The 19,403-nt window shown below is 63.6% G+C and carries 16 protein-coding genes and 1 riboswitch; of the genes, 15 read left to right on the forward strand and 1 reads right to left on the reverse strand.

Annotation, left to right across the window (positions count from 1 at the left end; translation table 11 throughout):
* Positions 1–8 precede the first annotated feature (8 nt).
* The 6 genes from AACY13_RS02085 (at position 9) to waaA (ending at position 6,869) form a co-directional block, all read left to right on the forward strand.
* Complete coding sequence (locus AACY13_RS02085; protein ID WP_339458925.1) at positions 9–1,127, forward strand: hypothetical protein; 1,119 nt, start codon at positions 9–11, stop codon at positions 1,125–1,127.
* Positions 1,128–1,136: 9 nt separating this feature from the next.
* Positions 1,137–1,694, forward strand: coding sequence for a sigma-70 family RNA polymerase sigma factor (locus AACY13_RS02090; RefSeq protein ID WP_339458928.1), 558 nt, complete (start codon positions 1,137–1,139; stop codon positions 1,692–1,694).
* 91 nt (positions 1,695–1,785) lie between these two features.
* Complete coding sequence (locus AACY13_RS02095; protein ID WP_339458930.1) at positions 1,786–2,418, forward strand: anti-sigma factor family protein; 633 nt, start codon at positions 1,786–1,788, stop codon at positions 2,416–2,418.
* 389 nt (positions 2,419–2,807) lie between these two features.
* Positions 2,808–3,938: a S8 family serine peptidase gene (locus AACY13_RS02100; protein ID WP_339458932.1), complete on the forward strand. Its 1,131-nt coding sequence runs from the start codon at positions 2,808–2,810 to the stop codon at positions 3,936–3,938.
* A gap of 135 nt (positions 3,939–4,073) precedes the next feature.
* Complete coding sequence (locus AACY13_RS02105) at positions 4,074–5,450, forward strand: hypothetical protein (RefSeq protein WP_339458934.1); 1,377 nt, start codon at positions 4,074–4,076, stop codon at positions 5,448–5,450.
* A 126-nt stretch (positions 5,451–5,576) separates the two neighbouring features.
* On the forward strand, positions 5,577–6,869 hold the full coding sequence (gene waaA, locus AACY13_RS02110; RefSeq protein ID WP_339458936.1) for a lipid IV(A) 3-deoxy-D-manno-octulosonic acid transferase: 1,293 nt from the start codon (positions 5,577–5,579) through the stop codon (positions 6,867–6,869).
* 130 nt (positions 6,870–6,999) lie between these two features.
* On the opposite strand, the gene AACY13_RS02115 is transcribed toward waaA, so the two are convergent.
* Positions 7,000–8,442, reverse strand: coding sequence for a TolC family outer membrane protein (locus AACY13_RS02115; protein ID WP_339458939.1), 1,443 nt, complete (start codon positions 8,440–8,442; stop codon positions 7,000–7,002).
* 208 nt (positions 8,443–8,650) lie between these two features.
* Positions 8,651–8,757, forward strand: a riboswitch (TPP riboswitch).
* A gap of 90 nt (positions 8,758–8,847) precedes the next feature.
* Between AACY13_RS02115 and thiC the strand changes: the two genes are divergently transcribed.
* From thiC to parC, 9 genes are all read left to right on the forward strand, one after another.
* Entirely contained in the window at positions 8,848–10,740 is a 1,893-nt protein-coding gene (gene thiC, locus AACY13_RS02120) for a phosphomethylpyrimidine synthase ThiC (RefSeq protein ID WP_339458942.1), read from the forward strand.
* Positions 10,741–10,828: 88 nt separating this feature from the next.
* Positions 10,829–11,428, forward strand: coding sequence for an NUDIX domain-containing protein (locus AACY13_RS02125; protein WP_339458945.1), 600 nt, complete (start codon positions 10,829–10,831; stop codon positions 11,426–11,428).
* Complete coding sequence (locus AACY13_RS02130) at positions 11,419–11,871, forward strand: DUF1249 domain-containing protein (protein WP_339458947.1); 453 nt, start codon at positions 11,419–11,421, stop codon at positions 11,869–11,871. The genes AACY13_RS02125 and AACY13_RS02130 overlap by 10 nt, the downstream gene beginning before the upstream one ends.
* Before the next feature lie 186 nt (positions 11,872–12,057).
* Complete coding sequence (cpdA, locus tag AACY13_RS02135) at positions 12,058–12,861, forward strand: 3',5'-cyclic-AMP phosphodiesterase (RefSeq protein WP_339458949.1); 804 nt, start codon at positions 12,058–12,060, stop codon at positions 12,859–12,861.
* A 106-nt stretch (positions 12,862–12,967) separates the two neighbouring features.
* Positions 12,968–13,579 carry a YqiA/YcfP family alpha/beta fold hydrolase gene (locus AACY13_RS02140; RefSeq protein WP_339458951.1) on the forward strand — a complete coding sequence of 204 codons (612 nt, stop codon included), beginning with the start codon at positions 12,968–12,970 and terminating at the stop codon, positions 13,577–13,579.
* Positions 13,580–13,594: 15 nt separating this feature from the next.
* Positions 13,595–15,499 (forward strand): DNA topoisomerase IV subunit B, encoded by a 1,905-nt coding sequence (parE, locus tag AACY13_RS02145; RefSeq protein ID WP_339458953.1) that lies wholly within the window; start codon positions 13,595–13,597, stop codon positions 15,497–15,499.
* Complete coding sequence (locus AACY13_RS02150; RefSeq protein ID WP_339458956.1) at positions 15,499–16,485, forward strand: esterase-like activity of phytase family protein; 987 nt, start codon at positions 15,499–15,501, stop codon at positions 16,483–16,485. The genes parE and AACY13_RS02150 overlap by 1 nt, the downstream gene beginning before the upstream one ends.
* The gene (locus AACY13_RS02155; RefSeq protein WP_339458958.1) at positions 16,482–17,006 is read left to right on the forward strand and encodes a retropepsin-like aspartic protease family protein; all 525 of its coding nucleotides are present in this window, start codon (positions 16,482–16,484) and stop codon (positions 17,004–17,006) included. Before AACY13_RS02150 ends, AACY13_RS02155 begins: the two co-directional genes overlap by 4 nt.
* A 7-nt stretch (positions 17,007–17,013) precedes the next feature.
* Positions 17,014–19,272, forward strand: coding sequence for a DNA topoisomerase IV subunit A (gene parC, locus AACY13_RS02160; RefSeq protein WP_339458961.1), 2,259 nt, complete (start codon positions 17,014–17,016; stop codon positions 19,270–19,272).
* The last annotated feature ends 131 nt before the right edge of the window (positions 19,273–19,403 follow it).

The raw sequence follows: 19,403 nt of genomic DNA on the forward strand, positions 1-19,403 counted from the left end.
CGACGCCCGTGCTTGGCGCTGCACTGACCAGGGCCAATGCGCAGCCGGCCCAGCGCCAGTTGCTGGCCACTCAAGGCAATAGTTTTGGTGTGGTCTGGCAGGTTGCCGCCACCCCAGGCTACAGCGCCGGGGTCTCATCTAGAGAGGCGCAGATCGTTAACCCCGCCACCGGTGCCGTACTGGCTACTGTGGGTGGTTTTTTGTCGCAGGCAGGCGGCGCTCCGTTCATGTTCAGCGAGTTTATCGACTTGCCTGCAGTCAGCGTGCAGGGCTGGGTTAATAGTGGCCTGCGTCGGTTGTTGCTGGTGCGTAACTTCAATGGTTCGGGCCCCAGCGTACGCGCACAGGTAGTACTGAATATTTCCAGCAGCGCCTTGCGTGCGCCGCGCGAGAACAACGAGGGTGAGCTACTGGTGCAGCGCTTGAACCTTAGTTTTGTCGATAACCAGCGGGTCAAGGTGGTGCAGCCGGCCGACGAGGTGAAAGCCAAGGTGCAGATTAGCTACAGCGGCAACGGGCAGTTGCAGGGCCGCTGGCAGGTGGCTGAGCCAGCCAGCACCCAGGGGGCACCGGTGTACCGCACCTTGACCCTGGTCAGCCAGTACTTGGGTGCAGCGCAGCAGACCGTACTGACCAGCCCGCTGTTGCCGAGTAATGCCGCGGGCAAATACCTGGTGCGCTTTTGCGTCACTAATAGAGAGATGGTTGCAGCGGATCAGTTAGTTCTGGATGCCGGTTGCCCGAGTGAGGCGTTGACAGTGGAAACGGTGTATCAAGTGCTCGGTAGCGCTGAGTCCGAGGCATTAATAGAGGCCAGCCCCCAGAGCGGCACAGTGACGGCGGCAAGTCCATTTCAATGGCGCGCGGTGCCAGGTGCTGTGGTCTATCAACTGCAGGTGTTTACCAGTAGCGCAGCACCTGCTAGTGAAGGCAATAACCTCGATCAGGCACCGAACTTTATTGCCGGTATGTTGCTGCCAGCCGGGGTGACTGAAACCACCTGGTCTAGCTGGCTGCTGAGTAAGCTTGAACCTGGGCAGAGTTACCTGTGGCGGGTGACCGCCCACGATCAGAGCGGCAGCTTGATTGGTCGCAGTCGTGAATGGCGCGTGCGCTATCAGCCCTGAGGATATGGCGTGACTGAAGAAACCGATGAGCAATTGCTGCAACGCATAGCTGGGGGCGATCAGGCGGCGTTGCACGTGTTCTATGAGCGTTTCCATGGCGCGGTTTATCAGTTTTCCCTGCGTACCCTGAACAACGCCGCCGATGCTGCTGACGTGCTCAACTTGGTGATGTTGGAGGTGTGGCAGAAGGCGGGCAGTTTTGCTGGGCAGTCGCAGGTGCGCACCTGGTTGTTCAGTATTACCCGCAACAAGTCGGTCGATCTGCTCCGGCGCAAGCGCCCCAGCGAGCCATTTGATGAGGCCGTGCTGGAAGCCGATGCTGAAAGCTTTTGTGAGCATTTTGCAGGCTTGCAGCTAAAGCAGCAGGGCGCTCAGGTGCGCCACTGCCTGGACAAGCTCAAGGACAGCCATCGCCAGGTGGTGTACCTGACGTTCTTCGAAGACATGGCCTACCCCGATATCGCCGAGGTAATGAGCATTCCCTTGGGGACGGTAAAAACCCGCATGCTGCACGCCAAGCAGCAATTGTTGCAGTGCCTGGGACGGCTGCTGAGGATGGACGCGTGAAATACGCGGATAACGCTCTGTTCCTAGCCCGAAATAGTGAACCGCAGTCCGGCTGCAGCCGACCTAGTGGCACAGGTTGCGGAGGTGTTAAATGAGCAATGAACAGAGTGATGAGGCCCTGCTGGCGTTACTGCCGTGGTACCTCAATGGACAGTTGGAAACCGCCGAAAAGACCCAGGTCGAAGCCTTGTTAGCGCGTTCTGAGAGCGCTCGTGACGAGCTGGAGACTTTGCGGAAACTTGCGCAGGCGGTGCGAACAGAAGAGGCTGAGCATAATCGTCAGCACACAGTTCCCACGGAACTGGGCTGGGCGCGATTGCAGCGCAGTCTGGCCCAGTCGGCAGCAGTGGCTAAGCCCCGGCGAGACTGGTGGCGGCCTTCGCTGGCGGCGGCTGCGGCGTTGGTCGTGGCCTTGCAGATTGGTATTCTGGCGCGGCCGACCAGTCTCGAGTCCGATTGGCGCTTGCAAAGCGGCGGCGCGGTGCAGCAGCTAACCGGTGGCTATAGAGTGCAAGTGCGCTTTGTCGATCACGCACAGTGGCAGCACGTGCGCGCCTTGCTGTTGGACATCGACGGCGTGTTGGTGGATGGACCCTCGGCACTGGGTGTCATGCAGGTTTATGTGCCGGCCAATCGCCGCTTTGCAGATGCTCAGGCCATGCTGAGCTATGTGCAACAGCAGTCGGTGGTGCAGTACGCCGCCTTGCTCGGTCAGGGGCGCTAGTGAGGGGGCGGCGCTGGTTGGGCTGCTGGCTGGCGCTACAGGTGGCGATGCCGCTGCACGCCGCTACGCAGTCTACGGGGGCGCCCGGTACACCGCCGCCTGCCGAGCAGGTACCCGCGCGCGTGGTACTGCCGGTGGTGCGTGAGCCAAGCCTTCGCGCCACTGATCCGGCAGGGTTGCCCGGCGCGCCGGCACCTGCCGAGCGGCTGCCGGGTAGCGAAAAGCTGCCAGCGCAACGCGAGCCAGGCCCACGTAACACTGATCCGACTGGGTTGTCCGGTTCACCGGTGCCTGCTGAGCGGCTGCCGGATAGCGAAAAGCTACCCGCGCCACGAGAGCCAGGTTCCGGTGCGCCAACCATCCGCAGGGCGAGTGATGAGAGGGGGCGCTTGCTTGATCAGTCGCTGCCGCCCAAGCAATGGCGCGGTATTAAACAACCGGCAACTGACGCGCAGGCACCCTTACGTGAGTGGTTGGTCTTCAGTCGTAACCTGGCTGAGGCGCAGAGTCAGCGGCAGGCCTTGCAGCCTTTTGCATTGAGCATCTTGCGCCGGCAGCAGCTGGGTGAGCTGGGGCGGGTGATCAGCGTTTATCGAATTCCTGACAGTGTCGATCTGCAACAGCTGGAGACGCGCTTGCGCCAACAGTTTCCGGATTGGCTGCAAGAGCTGAATTTACGCTACCTGCCCCTGAGTGACGCGCTTGAAGACGGCAATGACGATCCGCTGGAACGCTGGGGGCAACACGCCGTCGGGCAAACGCAACTATCGCCAGCCAATTGCAGCGCGGGGTTGGTGGTGGCCATGCTGGATGGGCCGGTTAACCCGAACCTGGCAGCGTTCGCGGGGGCTGCACTGAGCTATCAAAGTGTGGTCAGTGAAGCCTTTCGTCCGCGCAGCCTGGCTGCTGATCGGCATGGCAATGGGATTGCCGCCTTGCTGGTGGGCCAACAACAGGTGCGTGGGTTAATCCCAGGCGCGAGCGTATATGCGCTGGGGGTGTTTGGTGACGATGCCGAAGTCGGTTTGCATACGCGTACCGACTGGTTGTTGAGCGGGCTGGATCGCTTACTGGCGTTGCCGGCACCGGTGCAGGTGGTCAATCTCAGTTTTGGCGGTGGTTACAGTCGCCTTCTGGAAAGCATTGTTCAGCGTCTGCAGTCCCGTATGCAGTTTGTCGCTGCGGCAGGGAATGATGGGGCCGAGAGTTTGCGTTACCCGGCGGCCTATCCCGGCGTGGTCGCGGTGGGGGCAGTGGATGCTCGCTTGCAGCGCCTGCGCCAATCCAACTTCGGGGCCGGTCTGAGTCTGGTCGCCCCCGGTGAGGATATCTGGACCTTGGATGAGCAGGGTCAGGGCTACTTTGCCAGCGGCACGTCATTGGCCGCGCCTTTTGTCAGTGCCGCCTTGGCCCTGAATGGCTCGCTTGAGCAGTTACGGATGCGGACCAAGGATCTCGGCCCGGCGGGTGAGGACCACTGGTATGGTGCTGGTTTGGTGCAGCTGCCGGGCTGCCGATGAGGCTTGTGTGTGCTTTGCTCCTGAGTAATTGCAAAAAACTTTGAACCGCTTGCTGGGTGACTGACGACAGAAGGATGAAAGGCGCGGTCATCGCTTCGGCCAGCGCTTCTGTACGCTACTCAAGAGGATGGACAAATGGATATGCAAGTAAACGCCAAGAAGATGGCCAGCATTGGTTTGCTGGCCATGCTGCCACTGGCGGCACTCCAGGCCGCGCCGGAAGTGAAGTCGGTGACCTTTGGCTATAGCAGCAGCAAGGCCAAGGAAACCAAGTTTCAGGTGAAATACAGCAACGGCAACTATCAATCCCTGACCCCATCGGTAGTCATGAAACTTGGCGATGGGCATGTGAGCTGCGAAAAGCACACGGCTTTTGGCGGGGCCAAGCTGTATCTCGGCTCGCCCTGGTATGTGAATAACAGCATTGCCGACAACGGTGCTTTTGTTGACAGCAATGTCCTCGTTACGGAAACGACCTATGTCGGCAATCAGGCCGTGACTGAAGCGAATCCTCAGGGTTTACGCTTTGATATCAATCTGGCCCAAGTCAGCAAACAGATTTTTGACCCGGTGCAAGTGGTCAAGGATGAGCTGGCCAAGGCCAAGAATCAGGGTATGAGTGAGGTCGACTTCCTCAAGCAGGACCGCCTGTTTGAAGTCAAGCGCAAGGTGACGCTGGCTGGGCGTTGCTATGGCAATAACACCCAGGCCGCCATGGGCTGGGAAATCAGTGAGAAAAACGTCAGCTTTATGGTGCAGTACCAGGGCGATCCGAACGTGAAAGAGACGCCAGTTCTGGGCTTGCAGGCACCGGCCAAGCCAAAACCAGGCTTTCAGCAAGGCAAAATCAACCTCAAGGTTACCGATGGCAACATCCTCACCAACTCGTTGAACTACAGCAACCTGAACTGCCCGGCCAATCTGGACTTCTCGGTGAAATACAAAGGCGTGGGCAAGGGGCGGGTGGTATTCCATGTGATCGAGAACAATCAGACCGTCTATGAGTCGGCACCATCCGAATATGAGGCGGCCGATGGCTGGGTGCAGAAGAACTTCAAGGTTAATGTGCCGGCAAGCCCACAGAACATGAACAGCAAGGTGCAGCGCAAATTCAGCTTGTCCTTCCGCGTCAGAGATCAGGATGGCAATGCTTTCAACTGGGTTCCGACGGGTAACTTCCAGGGGCTGAACTGGTCGCATACCTGTAAAGCCAAAGTTGCAGTGCCAATGGGGCAGGGCGGAGTCATCTATGCGCCGAACACCCCTAAGCCCGGGATGCAGATCAAGGCTCAGCCAAGCAGCCCACAGCCACCGGTTGCGCCGGCTAACGTGCAAGCGCAACCGACGCCACCCGTGCAGGCACCGTTGCAAATCAAGGCGCAGCCAAGCAGCCCACGGCCACCGGTTACGCCGGCTAACATTCAAGCGCAGCCGAGGCCACCTGTGCAGGCACCGTTGCAAATCAAAGCGCAGCCAGTGGAACCACAAACGCCAGTACGCCAGGCAGACTGAGTTTGCCGCAGCAACCACCAAGACCGCCGTGAGATACGGCGGTTTTTTATGTTTTGGATTTTTGTAAGTCATCTGTGAACTTGGAGTAGCTGCGTTCGAACGGGCAGCTTGCTAAGCTGCGCCCCCATGAATAGAAGCCTCTACACCTTGCTGTTTCATCTCGGTCTGCCGCTGGTGGCCGGGCGTCTGGCCTGGCGTGCCTGGCGGGCACCTGCTTATTCCCGGCGTATTGGCGAGCGCTTCGCCCTTGGCCTGCCAACCCTCAAGCCGGGCGGGATCTGGCTGCATGCGGTGTCGGTGGGCGAGAGCATCGCCGCTGCGCCACTGGTGCGTGAGCTGCTGGCGCGCTATCCGCAGCTGCCGATCACCATCAGCTGCATGACGCCGACCGGTTCCGAGCGCATCCAGGCCCTGTTCGGTGGCCCCGAATACGCCGGCCGGGTGCAACACTGCTACCTGCCTTACGACCTGCCCTGGGCGGCGGCGCGTTTTCTCGACCGGGTGCAACCGCGGCTGGCGGTGATCATGGAAACCGAGCTGTGGCCCAACCATATCCACCAGTGCGCCCGGCGCGGGATTCCCGTGGCGCTGGCCAATGCGCGGTTGTCCGAGCGCTCGGCCCGCGGTTATGCGCGTTTCGCCAAGCTGACCGCGCCGATGCTCGCCGAGCTGAGCCTGATTGCGGTGCAGACCGCCGCCGAGGCCGAGCGTTTTCGCAGCCTGGGCGCGCGGCCCGAGTGTGTCGAGGTGACCGGTTCGATCAAGTTCGACCTGCGTATCGACCCTGAGCTGCTCGACCGCGCGGCGGCACTGCGTGGGCGGTGGCAGGCCGAGTCGCGCCTGGTGTGGATAGCCGCCAGCACCCATGCCGGCGAGGATGAGATCGTCCTCGCCGCTCATCGCCAGCTACTCAAGCTGAACCCCGACGCGCTGTTGATCCTGGTGCCGCGCCATCCCGAGCGCTTCGGCTCGGTGTTCGAGCTGTGCCAGCGCCAGGGCTTTAGCACGCAGCGGCGCTCCAGTGGCGCGCCGCTGGCGGCGGGCGATCAGGTGCTGCTGGGCGACACCATGGGCGAGCTGCTGTTTCTCTACGCCCTGGCCGATCTGGCCTTCGTCGGCGGCAGCCTGGTGGCCAACGGCGGGCATAACCTGCTGGAGCCAGCGGCCCTGGGCAAGCCGGTACTCAGCGGCCCGCACCTGTTCAACTTCCTGGAGATTGCCGCGCAGTTGCGCGAGGCCGGGGCGTTGCGCGAAGTGGCGGATGCCGACGACCTGGCGCAGCAGATCGAGCAGCTATGGCGCGCGCCCGAGGCGGCGCAGGCCATGCGCGAGGCGGGGCTGGCTGTGCTGCAGCGCAATCAGGGCGCGCTGGCGCGCTTGCTGGCGGGGCTGGAGCGCCTGGTAAAGAGCAAGCGGTAGAGGGCGTAGGAGCGGCGGGGGTGCCCAACCCATGCCCGCGATTGCGGTTTCGCGGGCATGGCCCGCTCCTGCAAAGAGTTGTTCCATAAAAAAGCCCGCTGAATTCAGCGGGCTTTTTCGTCTTGCCTGCTCAGTACTGCGGGTTGCCGCGCAGCTGGGCTTCGGCGGCCTTGGCCAGGTCCGGCGGGAGGAAGTCGCGGTCCGGGTCGTAGTCCGCTTTCAGGTACTGCTCCAGGGCTTCCAGGTCGGCCGGGCTAAGGGTGCCGGCGGCCTGCTTGAGGCGCAGGTTGTTGATGATGTAGTCGTAGCGGGCGTTGTTGTAGATGCGCACCGAGCTGTACAGCTGGCGCTGGGCATCCAGCACGTCGACGATATTGCGGGTACCGACCTGATAGCCGATTTCGGTGGCTTCCAGAGCGCTCTGGCTGGAGATGATCGACTGCTTGCGTGCCTGCACGGTTTCCACGTCGGTGTTGATCGCGCGGTGCAGGTTACGGGTGTTCTGCACCACCTGGCGGCGCAGGCTTTCGCGCAACTGTTCGCTCTGGTTGACCCGCTGGTAGGCCTCGCGCACCTGGGAGCTGGTCAGGCCGCCGCTGTACAGCGGGATATTCAGTTGCAGGCCAATGGAGCGCTGCTCGACATCGTCGCTAAAGCGCGGCGGGGTGCCCGAGTTGCTGAAGCCGAGGCTGTCGTTGTCGCCCTTCTGGAAGCTGGCCACCGCATCCAGGGTCGGTGCGTGACCGGCTTTACGCTGGCGCAGGGTTTCTTCGGCGGCGCTTACCGCGTAGTTGCTGGCTTGCAGATTGAGGTTCTGCGCCGCGGCGGTGTCGACCCAGGCCTTGGCGTCATTCGGCGTCGGCGCGAGGATCGGCAGGCTGTGTTCGATGCCTTCCAGGGCGGCGAAGTCGCGGTTGGTCAGGGTGATCAGGGCCTGGAAGGCGTCTTCCACCTGCTGCAGGGCGATGATCCGGTTGGCGCGAGCGGTGTCGAAACCGGCCTGGGCTTCGAGCACGTCGGTTTTATCCGACAGGCCGACATCGAAACGCTCGTTGGCCTGGTCCAGCTGGCGCTTGAACGCCGCTTCCTCGGCCTTGGTCGAGGCCAGGTTGTCCTGGGCGCGCAGCACCGCGAAGTAGGTTTCGGCGCTCTGCAGAATCAGGCCCTGTTCGGTGGCCGAGAGCTCCAGGGCGGCCTGCTCATCGGTGGCTTCGGCGGCCTGCAGCTGGAACCAGCGGTCGGCACGGAACAGCGGCTGGCTGAGGTTGGCTTGGTACACCGTGCCGCTGCGCGAGATGGACTGCGAACCGAGCGAGGTGTCCACATCGGTGCGGGTGTCGCTCAGGTTGGCCCCGGCGGACAGGTTCGGCAGCAGGCCGGCGCGGGCCTGGGGTACCACTTCGCGGCGTGCTGCATAGTCGGCGCGGGCAGCGGCCAGGTCGGCATTGTTGGCGGCGGCTTCCTGGTAAACCGTGACCAGGTCGGTTTTGCTCGATGCGGGGGCTTGTTCGGCCCAGGCAAATCCGCTGGAGGCGGCGGCCACGGCTAAAGCCAGAGAGAGTCTGCGCAACATTAGGGAGATCCTGAATTTGGCGGTAATCGGCAAGGCTAAGGGGCGCTGCCTGGAGGGTCAAGATTTGTCTGAAGCGCAGCGAGTGTAGTTTGCAACAAGCCATGGCGTGCAGCGCCGGGTTTTCCGTGTCACGTCACTTTCCGACGCATGGGTCATGAGAAATTGACTCGCGGGTTGGTTTTATTGGTCGCGGTTGATTAGACTGGCCGCGTTCTTGTCGGGGTGCCCCAATTGCGGGGCTGAGATTGGCAGCTGCCGGATCCCGTTGAACCTGATCAGGTTAAGGCCTGCGTAGGGAACAAGATGTGCTCGCTGCCCTCGCGAGCCCTCTGGCACCGCCCCAGGTGCGCCTCACGCCGCTCATCCGCCAGGTTCGCTCCGACATTCAGCCCTGGAGAGCCGCCGATGAGCACACAAGAAAAAAACCTCAATCCGATCCTGAGTGAGTCCGCCCAGGTCGACCAACAGTCGATCCAACCCTTCACCCGGTCGCAGAAAGTCTATGTGCAGGGTTCGCGCCCGGACATCCTGGTGCCAATGCGTGAAATCAGTCTGGACGTCACCCCCACCGATTTTGGCGGCGAGATCAACGCCCCCGTGGTGGTCTACGACACCTCCGGCCCGTACACCGACCCTAACGTCATTATCGACGTGCGCAAGGGCCTGGCCGATGTACGTTCGCCGTGGATCGAGGCGCGTGGCGACACCGAGCGCCTGCCCGGCCTGAGCTCGAATTTCGGCCAGCAGCGCCTCGCCGATGCCGAGCTGACCAAGCTGCGTTTCGCCCACGTCAACAACCCGCGCCGGGCCAAGGCCGGGGCCAACGTCAGCCAGATGCACTACGCGCGCAAAGGCATCATCACCGCCGAGATGGAATACGTCGCCATCCGCGAAAACATGAAGCTGGAAGTGGCTCGCGCCGCCGGCCTGCTCGATCAGCAACACGCCGGCCACAGCTTCGGTGCCAGCGTACCGAAGGTCATCACCCCGGAATTCGTGCGTGACGAGATCGCCCGTGGCCGCGCGATCATCCCGGCCAACATCAACCACACCGAGCTGGAGCCGATGATCATCGGCCGTAACTTCCTGGTGAAGATCAACGGCAATATCGGCAACTCGGCCCTGGGTTCTTCCATCGAGGAAGAAGTGGCCAAGCTGACCTGGGGCATTCGCTGGGGGTCGGACACGGTCATGGACCTGTCCACCGGCAAGCACATTCACGAAACCCGCGAGTGGATCATCCGCAACTCGCCGGTGCCGATCGGCACCGTGCCGATCTACCAGGCCCTGGAAAAGGTCGGCGGTGCGGCCGAAGAACTGACCTGGGAGCTGTTCCGCGACACCCTGATCGAACAGGCCGAGCAGGGCGTCGACTACTTCACCATCCACGCCGGCGTGTTGCTGCGCTATGTGCCGATGACCGCCAAGCGGGTCACCGGCATCGTCTCGCGCGGTGGTTCGATCATGGCCAAGTGGTGCCTGGCGCACCATAAAGAGAACTTCCTCTACACCCATTTCGAAGACATCTGCGAAATCATGAAGGCCTACGACGTCAGTTTCTCGCTGGGCGACGGCCTGCGCCCGGGCTCGATTGCCGACGCCAACGACGAAGCGCAGTTCGGCGAGCTGGAGACCCTCGGTGAGTTGACCAAGATCGCCTGGAAACACGACGTGCAGTGCATGATCGAGGGCCCGGGCCACGTGCCGATGCAACTGATCAAGGAGAACATGGACAAGCAGCTGGAGTGCTGCGACGAGGCCCCGTTCTACACCCTCGGTCCGCTGACCACCGACATCGCCCCGGGCTACGACCACATCACCTCGGGCATCGGTGCGGCGATGATCGGTTGGTTCGGCTGCGCCATGCTCTGCTATGTCACGCCCAAGGAGCACCTGGGTCTGCCGAACAAGGATGACGTCAAGACCGGTATCATCACCTACAAGATCGCCGCCCATGCTGCGGATTTGGCCAAAGGTCACCCCGGCGCGCAGATTCGCGACAACGCACTGAGCAAGGCGCGCTTCGAGTTCCGCTGGGAAGATCAGTTTAACCTTGGCCTGGACCCGGACACTGCGCGCAGCTATCACGACGAAACGCTGCCCAAGGACTCGGCCAAGGTGGCACACTTCTGCTCCATGTGCGGGCCGAAATTCTGCTCGATGAAGATCACCCAGGAAGTTCGGGTCTATGCTGAGGAACAACGCATTGCCGCACTCGACCTGGATGCCGAGGCCGGCATGCAGGCCAAGGCGGCGGAGTTTAAGGCGCAAGGTGCGCAGCTCTACCACAAGGTCTGATAGGGCTTTTGCTGCGCCATGTTTCGGTGCAGCATAGGGTGTAATCAGGACGGGCCTTCGGGCCCGTTTCTGTTAATCAGGGGGCGTTATGCAACGAGAAGATGTCGAAGTGATCGAGCGCGAGGCCTGCTTTAGCGGCTTCTACAAGCTCGATCGGCTGCGTTTGCGCCATCGTCAGTTTGCCGGTGGCATGGGGCCTGAGCTGAGCCGCGAGCTTTTCGTGCGCCATGATGCCGTATGCGTGTTGCCCTACGACCCGCAGCGCGATTGCGTGGTGTTGATCGAACAGTTCCGCGTCGGCGCGATGGAGAAAAGCACCAATCCCTGGCTGCTGGAACTGGTCGCCGGCTTGATCGACAAGGACGAAGAGCCCGAAGAGGTCGCGCGCCGCGAAGCCATCGAGGAGGCCAACCTACCGCTGACCTCGCTGTGGCCAATCACCCAGTACTACCCCTCGCCGGGCGGTTCCGACGAGCGCGTGCACCTGTTTGTCGGACGCTGCGACAGTGAAGGCGCGGGCGGTGTGCATGGCCTGGCGGAAGAGGGCGAGGATATCCGGGTGCACGTCTGGCCCCTGGAAGATGCCCTGGATGCGGTCAAGGATGGGCGTATCGACAATGCCGCGAGCATTATCGCCCTGCAATGGCTGGCGCTGAACCGTGCCGAAGTCCGGGGGCTGTGGTCATGAACCTGCTGCGCGAGCGCTATCGGGTCGACCTGGTCGAGCTGCAGGCGGCTTGCGAGCTCAACTATGCGCGTCTGATGCAACTGTTGCCGGCCATGCGCGAGCAGCCGCAGGCGCGCCGCGTGGCCCTCAGTCAGGGCGAGCACCAACTGGGCGTGCTGGCCCTGGAAGTGCTGGAAAGCTGCCCCTATACCTCGACCATCAGGGTGCGCCAGGAGCACAGCCTGGCCTGGCTACCGGTGCCGCAACTGGAAGTACGGGTCTATCACGATGCGCGCATGGCCGAAGTCATCGGCGCACAGAGCGCCCGGCGTTTTCGTGGCATCTACCCCTACCCCAATGCGGACATGCACCAGCCCGACGAGAAAACCCAGCTCAACCTGTTTCTCGGTGAGTGGCTCAGTCACTGCCTGGCCTGTGGCCATGAACTGGAGCCGGTTCGCTAGGCTTGTGTTGTCGCCGCGCAAGCGCGCGCGGGTGCGGCGTACGGGCTAGCCTTAAGGCGGGCGCTTGAATTACTGCGGGCGTTCTGTGATCTATTCCCATTTCGCAGGTTTACCGCCGACGGGGCTAGCCAGCATAATTCACGCATTGCGCTCAAGGAGACGGTCTTGCCGAGCAAGCCTACCGTTATGACTGCCACTGTTGATCCGTCGGTGCTGCTGGTGCAGCTGTCCGACAGCCATCTATTTGCCGAAGCGGCGGGTAGATTGCTGGGCATGGATACCCAGGACAGCCTGCAGCGGGTGATCGAGCGGGTGCTGCAGGAGCAGCCGCAGATCGACCTGATGCTGGCCAGCGGCGACCTGTCGCAGGACGGCAGCGAGGCCTCCTACCAGCGTTTTCGCGACATGACCGCGGTCATCCCCGCGCCGGCGCGCTGGTTTCCCGGCAACCATGACGAAGTCCCGGCGATGCAGGCCGTGTGCGCCGGCAGCGATCTGCTCGAACCGGTGATCGACCTGGGTAACTGGCGAGTCATTCTGCTCGATTCCTCGATCCCGGGGGCCGTGCCCGGCTACCTCAGCGATCAGCAACTGGGTCTGCTCGAGCGCGCCTTGAGCGAGGCCCCGGAACGCCATCACCTGATCTGCCTGCATCACCACCCGGTGTCCATCGGTTGCAGGTGGATGGAGCCCATCGGTCTGCGCAACCCGGAGGCCCTGTTCGCCGTGCTGGAGCGCTTCGATCAGGTGCGCGCATTGCTCTGGGGGCATATCCACCAGGAACTCGACCAGGCGCGCGGCGCTATCCGCCTGCTCGCCTCGCCGTCCACCTGCGTGCAGTTCGCGCCCGGCAGCGAAGAGTTCCAGGTCGACAGCACGGCACCCGGCTATCGCTGGCTGCGCCTGTACGACGACGGTCGCCTGGATACCGGTGTGTCGCGGGTCACCGGCATCACGTTCGAAGTCGATTACAGCGTCAAGGGCTATTGAGCTCTGCCGCAAGCTGCACGCCTGAGGCGGCCAGGGAAAGCAACTGTTCCCGGCTTATGGCTTGTCGCTTGCAGCTTGCCGTTATGACCTAGTAGCCTCGCGCCCTATGACTCACACCATCCTCTATATCCACGGGCTTAACAGCTCGCCGGCATCGCTCAAGGCCAGCCAGTTGTCGCGCGCCATGGCACAGCTGGGCCTGGCCGGGCAGTTGCGTGTCCCGGCCCTGCATCATCACCCACGCCAGGCGCTTGCCCAGCTCGACGCATTGATCACCGAGTTGGGGCGGCCGCTGCTGGTCGGCAGTTCCCTGGGCGGCTACTATGCCACCCACCTGGCCGAGCGGCATGGGCTGCGGGCGCTGCTGATCAATCCGGCGGTACGCCCGCACCTGCTGTTCGATGGCTACCTGGGCCCGCAGAAGAATCATTACAGCGACGAGACCTGGGAACTGACCGCCGAGCACGTGACGGCGCTGGCCGAGCTTGATGTGACAGCGCTGCAGGACCCCGCGCGTTACCAGGTGTGGTTGCAGACCGCCGACGAAACCCTCGACTACCGCCAGGCCCAGCGCTACTACCGTGGCTGCGCGCTGCGCATCCAGGCCGGCGGCGACCATGGTTTTCAGGGCTTTGCCGAGCGCCTGCCGATGCTTTTCGCTTTCGCCGGTATTCCTCGCCCGCTATGGCAGGATATCGACTTTTCCGCTCTCAATTGACGAACAAGAGACCCCATGGCCCAGCAAGGTTCTAGCTCTTACAACGCAGACGCCATCGAAGTCCTTTCCGGCCTCGACCCGGTGCGCAAGCGCCCGGGCATGTACACCGACACCAGCCGCCCCAACCACCTGGCCCAGGAAGTCATCGACAACAGCGTCGACGAAGCCCTGGCCGGCCACGCCCGCGCGATCCAGGTGATCCTGCACGAGGACAACTCCCTGGAAGTGCTCGACGACGGGCGCGGCATGCCGGTGGACATTCACCCCGAAGAGGGGGTGCCCGGGGTCGAGCTGATCCTCACCAAACTGCACGCCGGCGGCAAGTTCAGCAACAAGAACTACCAGTTCTCTGGCGGTCTGCATGGCGTCGGCATTTCCGTGGTCAACGCCTTGTCGACCAGCGTGATCGTCAAGGTCAAGCGTGACGGCAATGAATACCAGATGAGTTTCGCCGACGGCCACAAGGCCAGCGATCTGGCCGTGGTCGGTACGGTGGGTAAGCGCAATACCGGAACCAGCGTGCACTTCTGGCCGGACGGCAAGTATTTCGACTCATTCAAGTTCTCGGTCAGCCGCCTCAAGCACGTACTCAAGGCCAAGGCCGTGCTCTGTCCGGGGCTGAACGTCAGCTTCGAGGACAAGGCCAGCGGCGAGCGGGTCGAGTGGCTGTACGAAGACGGCCTGCGTTCCTACCTGATGGACGCGGTCAGCGAATTCGAGCGCCTGCCCAACGAGGCCTTTGTCGGCAGCTTCAGCGGCAACAAGGAGGCGGTGGACTGGGCCCTGCTGTGGCTGCCGGAGGGCGGCGACACGGTGCAGGAAAGCTACGTCAACCTGATTCCCACGGCCCAGGGCGGTACCCATGTCAACGGTCTGCGCCAGGGCCTGCTGGACGCCATGCGCGAGTTCTGCGAGTTCCGCAGCCTGCTGCCGCGCGGGGTCAAGCTGGCCCCGGAAGATATCTGGGAGCGCATCGCCTTCGTCCTCTCGATGAAGATGCAGGATGCACAGTTCTCCGGACAGACCAAGGAACGGCTGTCGTCTCGCGAGGCGGCCGCCTTCGTCTCCGGTGTGGTTAAAGATGCCTTTAGCCTGTGGCTCAACGCCCATCCCGAACTGGGCCAGCAGCTCGCTGAACTGGCGATCAGCAACGCCAACCGGCGCCTCAAGGCCGGCAAGAAGGTTGAGCGCAAACGCATCACCCAGGGCCCGGCGCTGCCCGGCAAGCTGGCAGACTGCGCAGGGCAGGACCCGATGCGCTCCGAACTGTTCCTGGTCGAGGGCGATTCCGCCGGTGGCTCGGCCAAGCAGGCGCGGGACAAGGAGTTCCAGGCGATCCTGCCGCTGCGCGGCAAGATCCTCAACACCTGGGAAGTGGATGTCGGCGAAGTGCTGGCCAGCCAGGAGGTGCATAACATCGCCGTGGCCATCGGCATCGACCCCGGCTCCAGCGACCTGGCGCAGCTGCGTTACGGCAAGATCTGCATCCTCGCCGACGCCGACTCCGACGGCCTGCATATCGCCACCTTGCTCTGCGCCCTGTTCGTCCAGCATTTCCGCCCGCTGGTGGATGCCGGGCATGTCTACGTGGCCATGCCGCCGCTGTACCGCATCGATCTGGGCAAGGAGATTTTCTATGCCCTGGACGAGGCCGAGCGTGACGGCATCCTCGACCGCCTGGTGGCCGAGAAGCGTCGCGGCAAGCCGCAGGTCACCCGCTTCAAGGGCCTCGGCGAAATGAACCCGCCGCAGCTGCGCGAAACCACCATGGACCCCAACACCCGGCGTCTGGTGCAGCTGACTCTGGACGATTACCCCGGCACCCAGGAAATCATGGACATGCTGCTGGCGAAGAAGCGCGCCGGCGACCGCAAGTCCTGGCTGGAGTCCAAGGGCAACCTGGCCGAGGTGCTGCTCTGATGCGGCGGCTATGCGCCGCCCTGTTGCTCTGCGGTTCCTCAGCCCTGGCCGCGGAGCCTGAGCTGGACGAGCTGCAACTGCTCGACGAGTATCCGGTCGCAGGCATTGCCGGCGGCAACCTCTCCGGGCTGGCCTGGTGCAACGACGGACTCTGGGCGGTATCGGACCGCGAGGACGACCGCTTGTACCGGCTGGAGCCCGAGGCGGGGCTGATGCGCGCCGAAGCCGAGTCGTTTATCGCCCCGTCGGCCCCCGAGGCGCGCATGCCCTGGGGGCTGCGTATGCGCGGCTGGGTGGCCGGTATGCTGCGCGGCGGCAAGCTGGATTTTGAAGGCCTGAGTTGCGATGCCATGGGCAATCGCTACCTGGTCAGCGAAGCCCGCGCCGCGGTGTTGCAGCTGCCCCTGGTGGGCGAGCCGCAATGGCTGGCCTTGCCCAGCGGTTTGCTGCGTCAGGCGCGGGCCAGCGGCATGATGTTGCATTACAACTCGCTGCTCGAAGGGGTTGCCATTGATCCGGCCGGCGAGCGCCTGTGGCTGGCAGCCGAGCGCATGCGCCGCGGCGTGCTGGTGGTGCACCGGCAGCGTCTGGGCTGGCGCTGTACCGGCGGTTGCGTGCTGTTCAGCGAGGCGGGCAGCGAGGCCGGGCCGGCGCAGCTGGGGGAGCTGGGCGGCGAGCCGCGGGACTTTTCCGGGCTGGCCTTCTACAACGAAAAACTCTTCACCCTCGAGCGTCAGGCCCACCGCATCTGCCGGCGCACCTTGAACAATGGCGAGGTCGAGAGTTGCTGGTCGTTCGCCGCCGCTGCGCTGACCGATGAGCGCCGCTATCCGCCGTCCCATGGCCTGACGGAGGCCCTGTGGATCGACGCCGAGGGGGCCTGGCTGGGCGTCGACAATGGTCGCTTCAGCCGCGCCGATGGCGAGGCCAGGCCGATTGTCTGGCGCTTCGCCGCCCCCGAAGGCGGCTGGGACGGCAAGCCGTGAGCGAACAACCTGCGGGCAAGCGCGCCGGGCGCGTGATGCTGGTGCTGGCCTGGGGCGCGGCCTTGCTGCTGGCGACCAAGTTCTTCGGCGACTGGGAGGAGGGCCGGCGCAACCCCAATGCCAGCCCCGAATCGCTGCATGGCAAGGGCTATGTGGAGGTGCACTTGGCCAGCAGTCGTCAGGGCCACTATCTGGCGGGCGGCAAGATCAACGGTGAAGCGGTGACCTTTCTCCTCGATACCGGTGCGACCCAGGTGGCGATTCCCACTCAGGTGGCGCAACGCCTGGGCCTGCAGGCCGGCGCGGCGATCGTTATCAGCACCGCCAATGGCCGCGCCACGGCCCATCGCACCCGGCTCGAGCGCCTGCAGCTGGGCGATATCCTCTTGACCGACGTGGACGCCCTGATCGCTCCGGGTATGGGCGGCGATGACGTATTGCTGGGCATGAGTGCCCTGAAACAACTCGAATTTACCCAGCGCGGCGGCACCCTGATGCTGCGCCAATCCACCTTGCAATGAGGCACGCATGAGCGAATCCCTCGATTTGAGCCTGGACGGCGTGGAACGCCGTTCCCTTGCCGACTTTACCGAGCAGGCTTACCTCAACTACTCCATGTACGTGATCATGGATCGCGCCCTGCCGCATATCGGCGACGGCTTGAAACCCGTGCAGCGGCGCATCGTCTACGCCATGAGCGAACTGGGCCTGGACGCCGACTCCAAGCACAAGAAGTCGGCGCGTACCGTCGGCGACGTGCTCGGCAAATTCCACCCCCATGGCGACAGCGCCTGCTACGAAGCCATGGTGCTGATGGCCCAGCCGTTCAGCTACCGCTACACCCTGGTCGACGGTCAGGGCAACTGGGGTGCGCCGGATGATCCCAAGTCATTCGCCGCCATGCGCTACACCGAGGCGCGCCTGTCGCGCTACTCCGAGGTGCTGCTCACCGAACTGGGTCAGGGCACCGTGGACTGGGTGCCGAACTTCGACGGCACCCTCAACGAACCGGCCACCCTGCCGGCGCGCCTGCCCAATATCCTGCTGAACGGCACCACCGGCATCGCCGTGGGCATGGCCACCGACGTGCCGCCGCATAACCTGCGCGAAGTCGCCGCGGCCTGCGTACGTCTGCTCGATCAGCCAAGTGCCACGGTCGAGCAGCTCTGCGAGCACGTGCTCGGCCCGGATTACCCGACCGAGGCGGAAATCATCACCCCCCGCGCCGATCTGCTGAAGATCTACCAGACCGGCAAGGGCTCGGTGCGCATGCGCGCGGTGTACCGCGTCGAGGACGGCGATATCGTGGTCACCGCGTTGCCGCATCAGGTCTCCGGGGCCAAGGTGCTGGAGCAGATCGCCGCACAGATGCAGGCGAAGAAGCTGCCGATGGTCGCCGACCTGCGCGACGAGTCGGACCATGAGCACCCCTGTCGCATCGTCATCATTCCGCGTTCCAACCGGGTCGATGCCGATGAGCTGATGCAGCACCTGTTCGCCACCACCGAGCTGGAGTCCAGTTACCGGGTCAACACCAACGTGATCGGCCTGGACGGCAAGCCCTCGGTCAAGGACCTGCGCACCCTGCTGACCGAGTGGCTGCAGTACCGGGTCAACACCGTGCGCCGCCGCCTGCAGTTCCGCCTGGACAAGGTCGAGAAGCGCCTGCACCTGTTGGAAGGCTTGCTGGTGGCCTTCCTCAATCTGGATGAAGTGATCCATATCATCCGCACCGAGGATCAGCCCAAGCCGGTGCTGATGGCGCGCTTCGGCCTGACCGATATTCAGGCCGACTATATCCTCGACACCCGCCTGCGCCAGCTCGCCCGCCTCGAGGAAATGAAGATCCGCGGCGAGCAGGACGAGCTGGCCAAGGAGCGCGCCAAGCTGCTGGCCCTGCTCGGCAGCGAGGCCAAGCTGAAGAAGCTGGTGCGCGACGAAATCATCAAGGACGCCGAGACCTATGGCGATGACCGGCGCTCGCCGATCGTCGCCCGCGCCGAAGCCCGCGCGTTGAGCGAGACCGAGCTGATGCCGACCGAGCCGGTCACCGTGGTGATTTCGGAAAAGGGCTGGGTGCGCTGCGCCAAGGGTCACGATATCGACGCCACTGGATTGTCCTACAAGGCTGGCGACGGCTTCAAAACCTGCGCGCCAGGCCGTTCCAACCAGTACGCGGTGTTTATCGACTCCAGCGGACGGAGCTACTCGCTGGCCGCCCATTCGCTGCCCTCGGCCCGTGGCCAGGGCGAGCCGCTGACCGGACGCCTGCAGCCGCCGCCGGGGGCCACCTTCGAGTGCGTGCTGCTGCCGGACGACAGCGCCCTGTATGTGATTGCCTCCGATGCCGGCTACGGCTTTGTGGTCAAGGGCGAAGACCTGCAGGCCAAGAACAAGGCTGGCAAGGCCTTGCTCAGCCTGCCCGCCGGCGCGCTGGTGGTGCCGCCCAAACCCCTGGGCAATCGTGAAGACGACTGGCTGGCGGCGGTGACCACCGAAGGCCGTCTGCTGCTGTTCCCCGTGCGCGACCTGCCGCAGCTGGGCAAGGGCAAGGGCAACAAGATCATCGGCATCCCCGGCGAGCGCGTGGCGACCCGCGAGGAATACCTCACCGACCTGGCCGTGCTGCCCCTGGGCGCGACCCTGGTGCTGCAGGCCGGCAAACGCACCCTGTCGCTCAAGGCCGATGACCTGGAGCACTACAAGGGCGAGCGCGGCCGGCGTGGCAACAAGCTGCCGCGCGGCTTCCAGCGCGTCGACAGCCTGCTGGTCGAGGTGCCGGCCTGAGTGTCAGGCGAGCCCGCTGCCGGAGTGCGGCTCGCCGGGCCCTGATGTACCGTACTGGAGTCGAGCGCCGCTTTGGCGGATGATAGGCGGCCGTGTGGTGCGCCGATCCGTTTATGCGCATCTGCCATTTT

This window comes from Pseudomonas sp. EA_105y_Pfl2_R69 (assembly GCF_963970915.1).
Taxonomy (GTDB): Bacteria; Pseudomonadota; Gammaproteobacteria; order Pseudomonadales; family Pseudomonadaceae; genus Aquipseudomonas.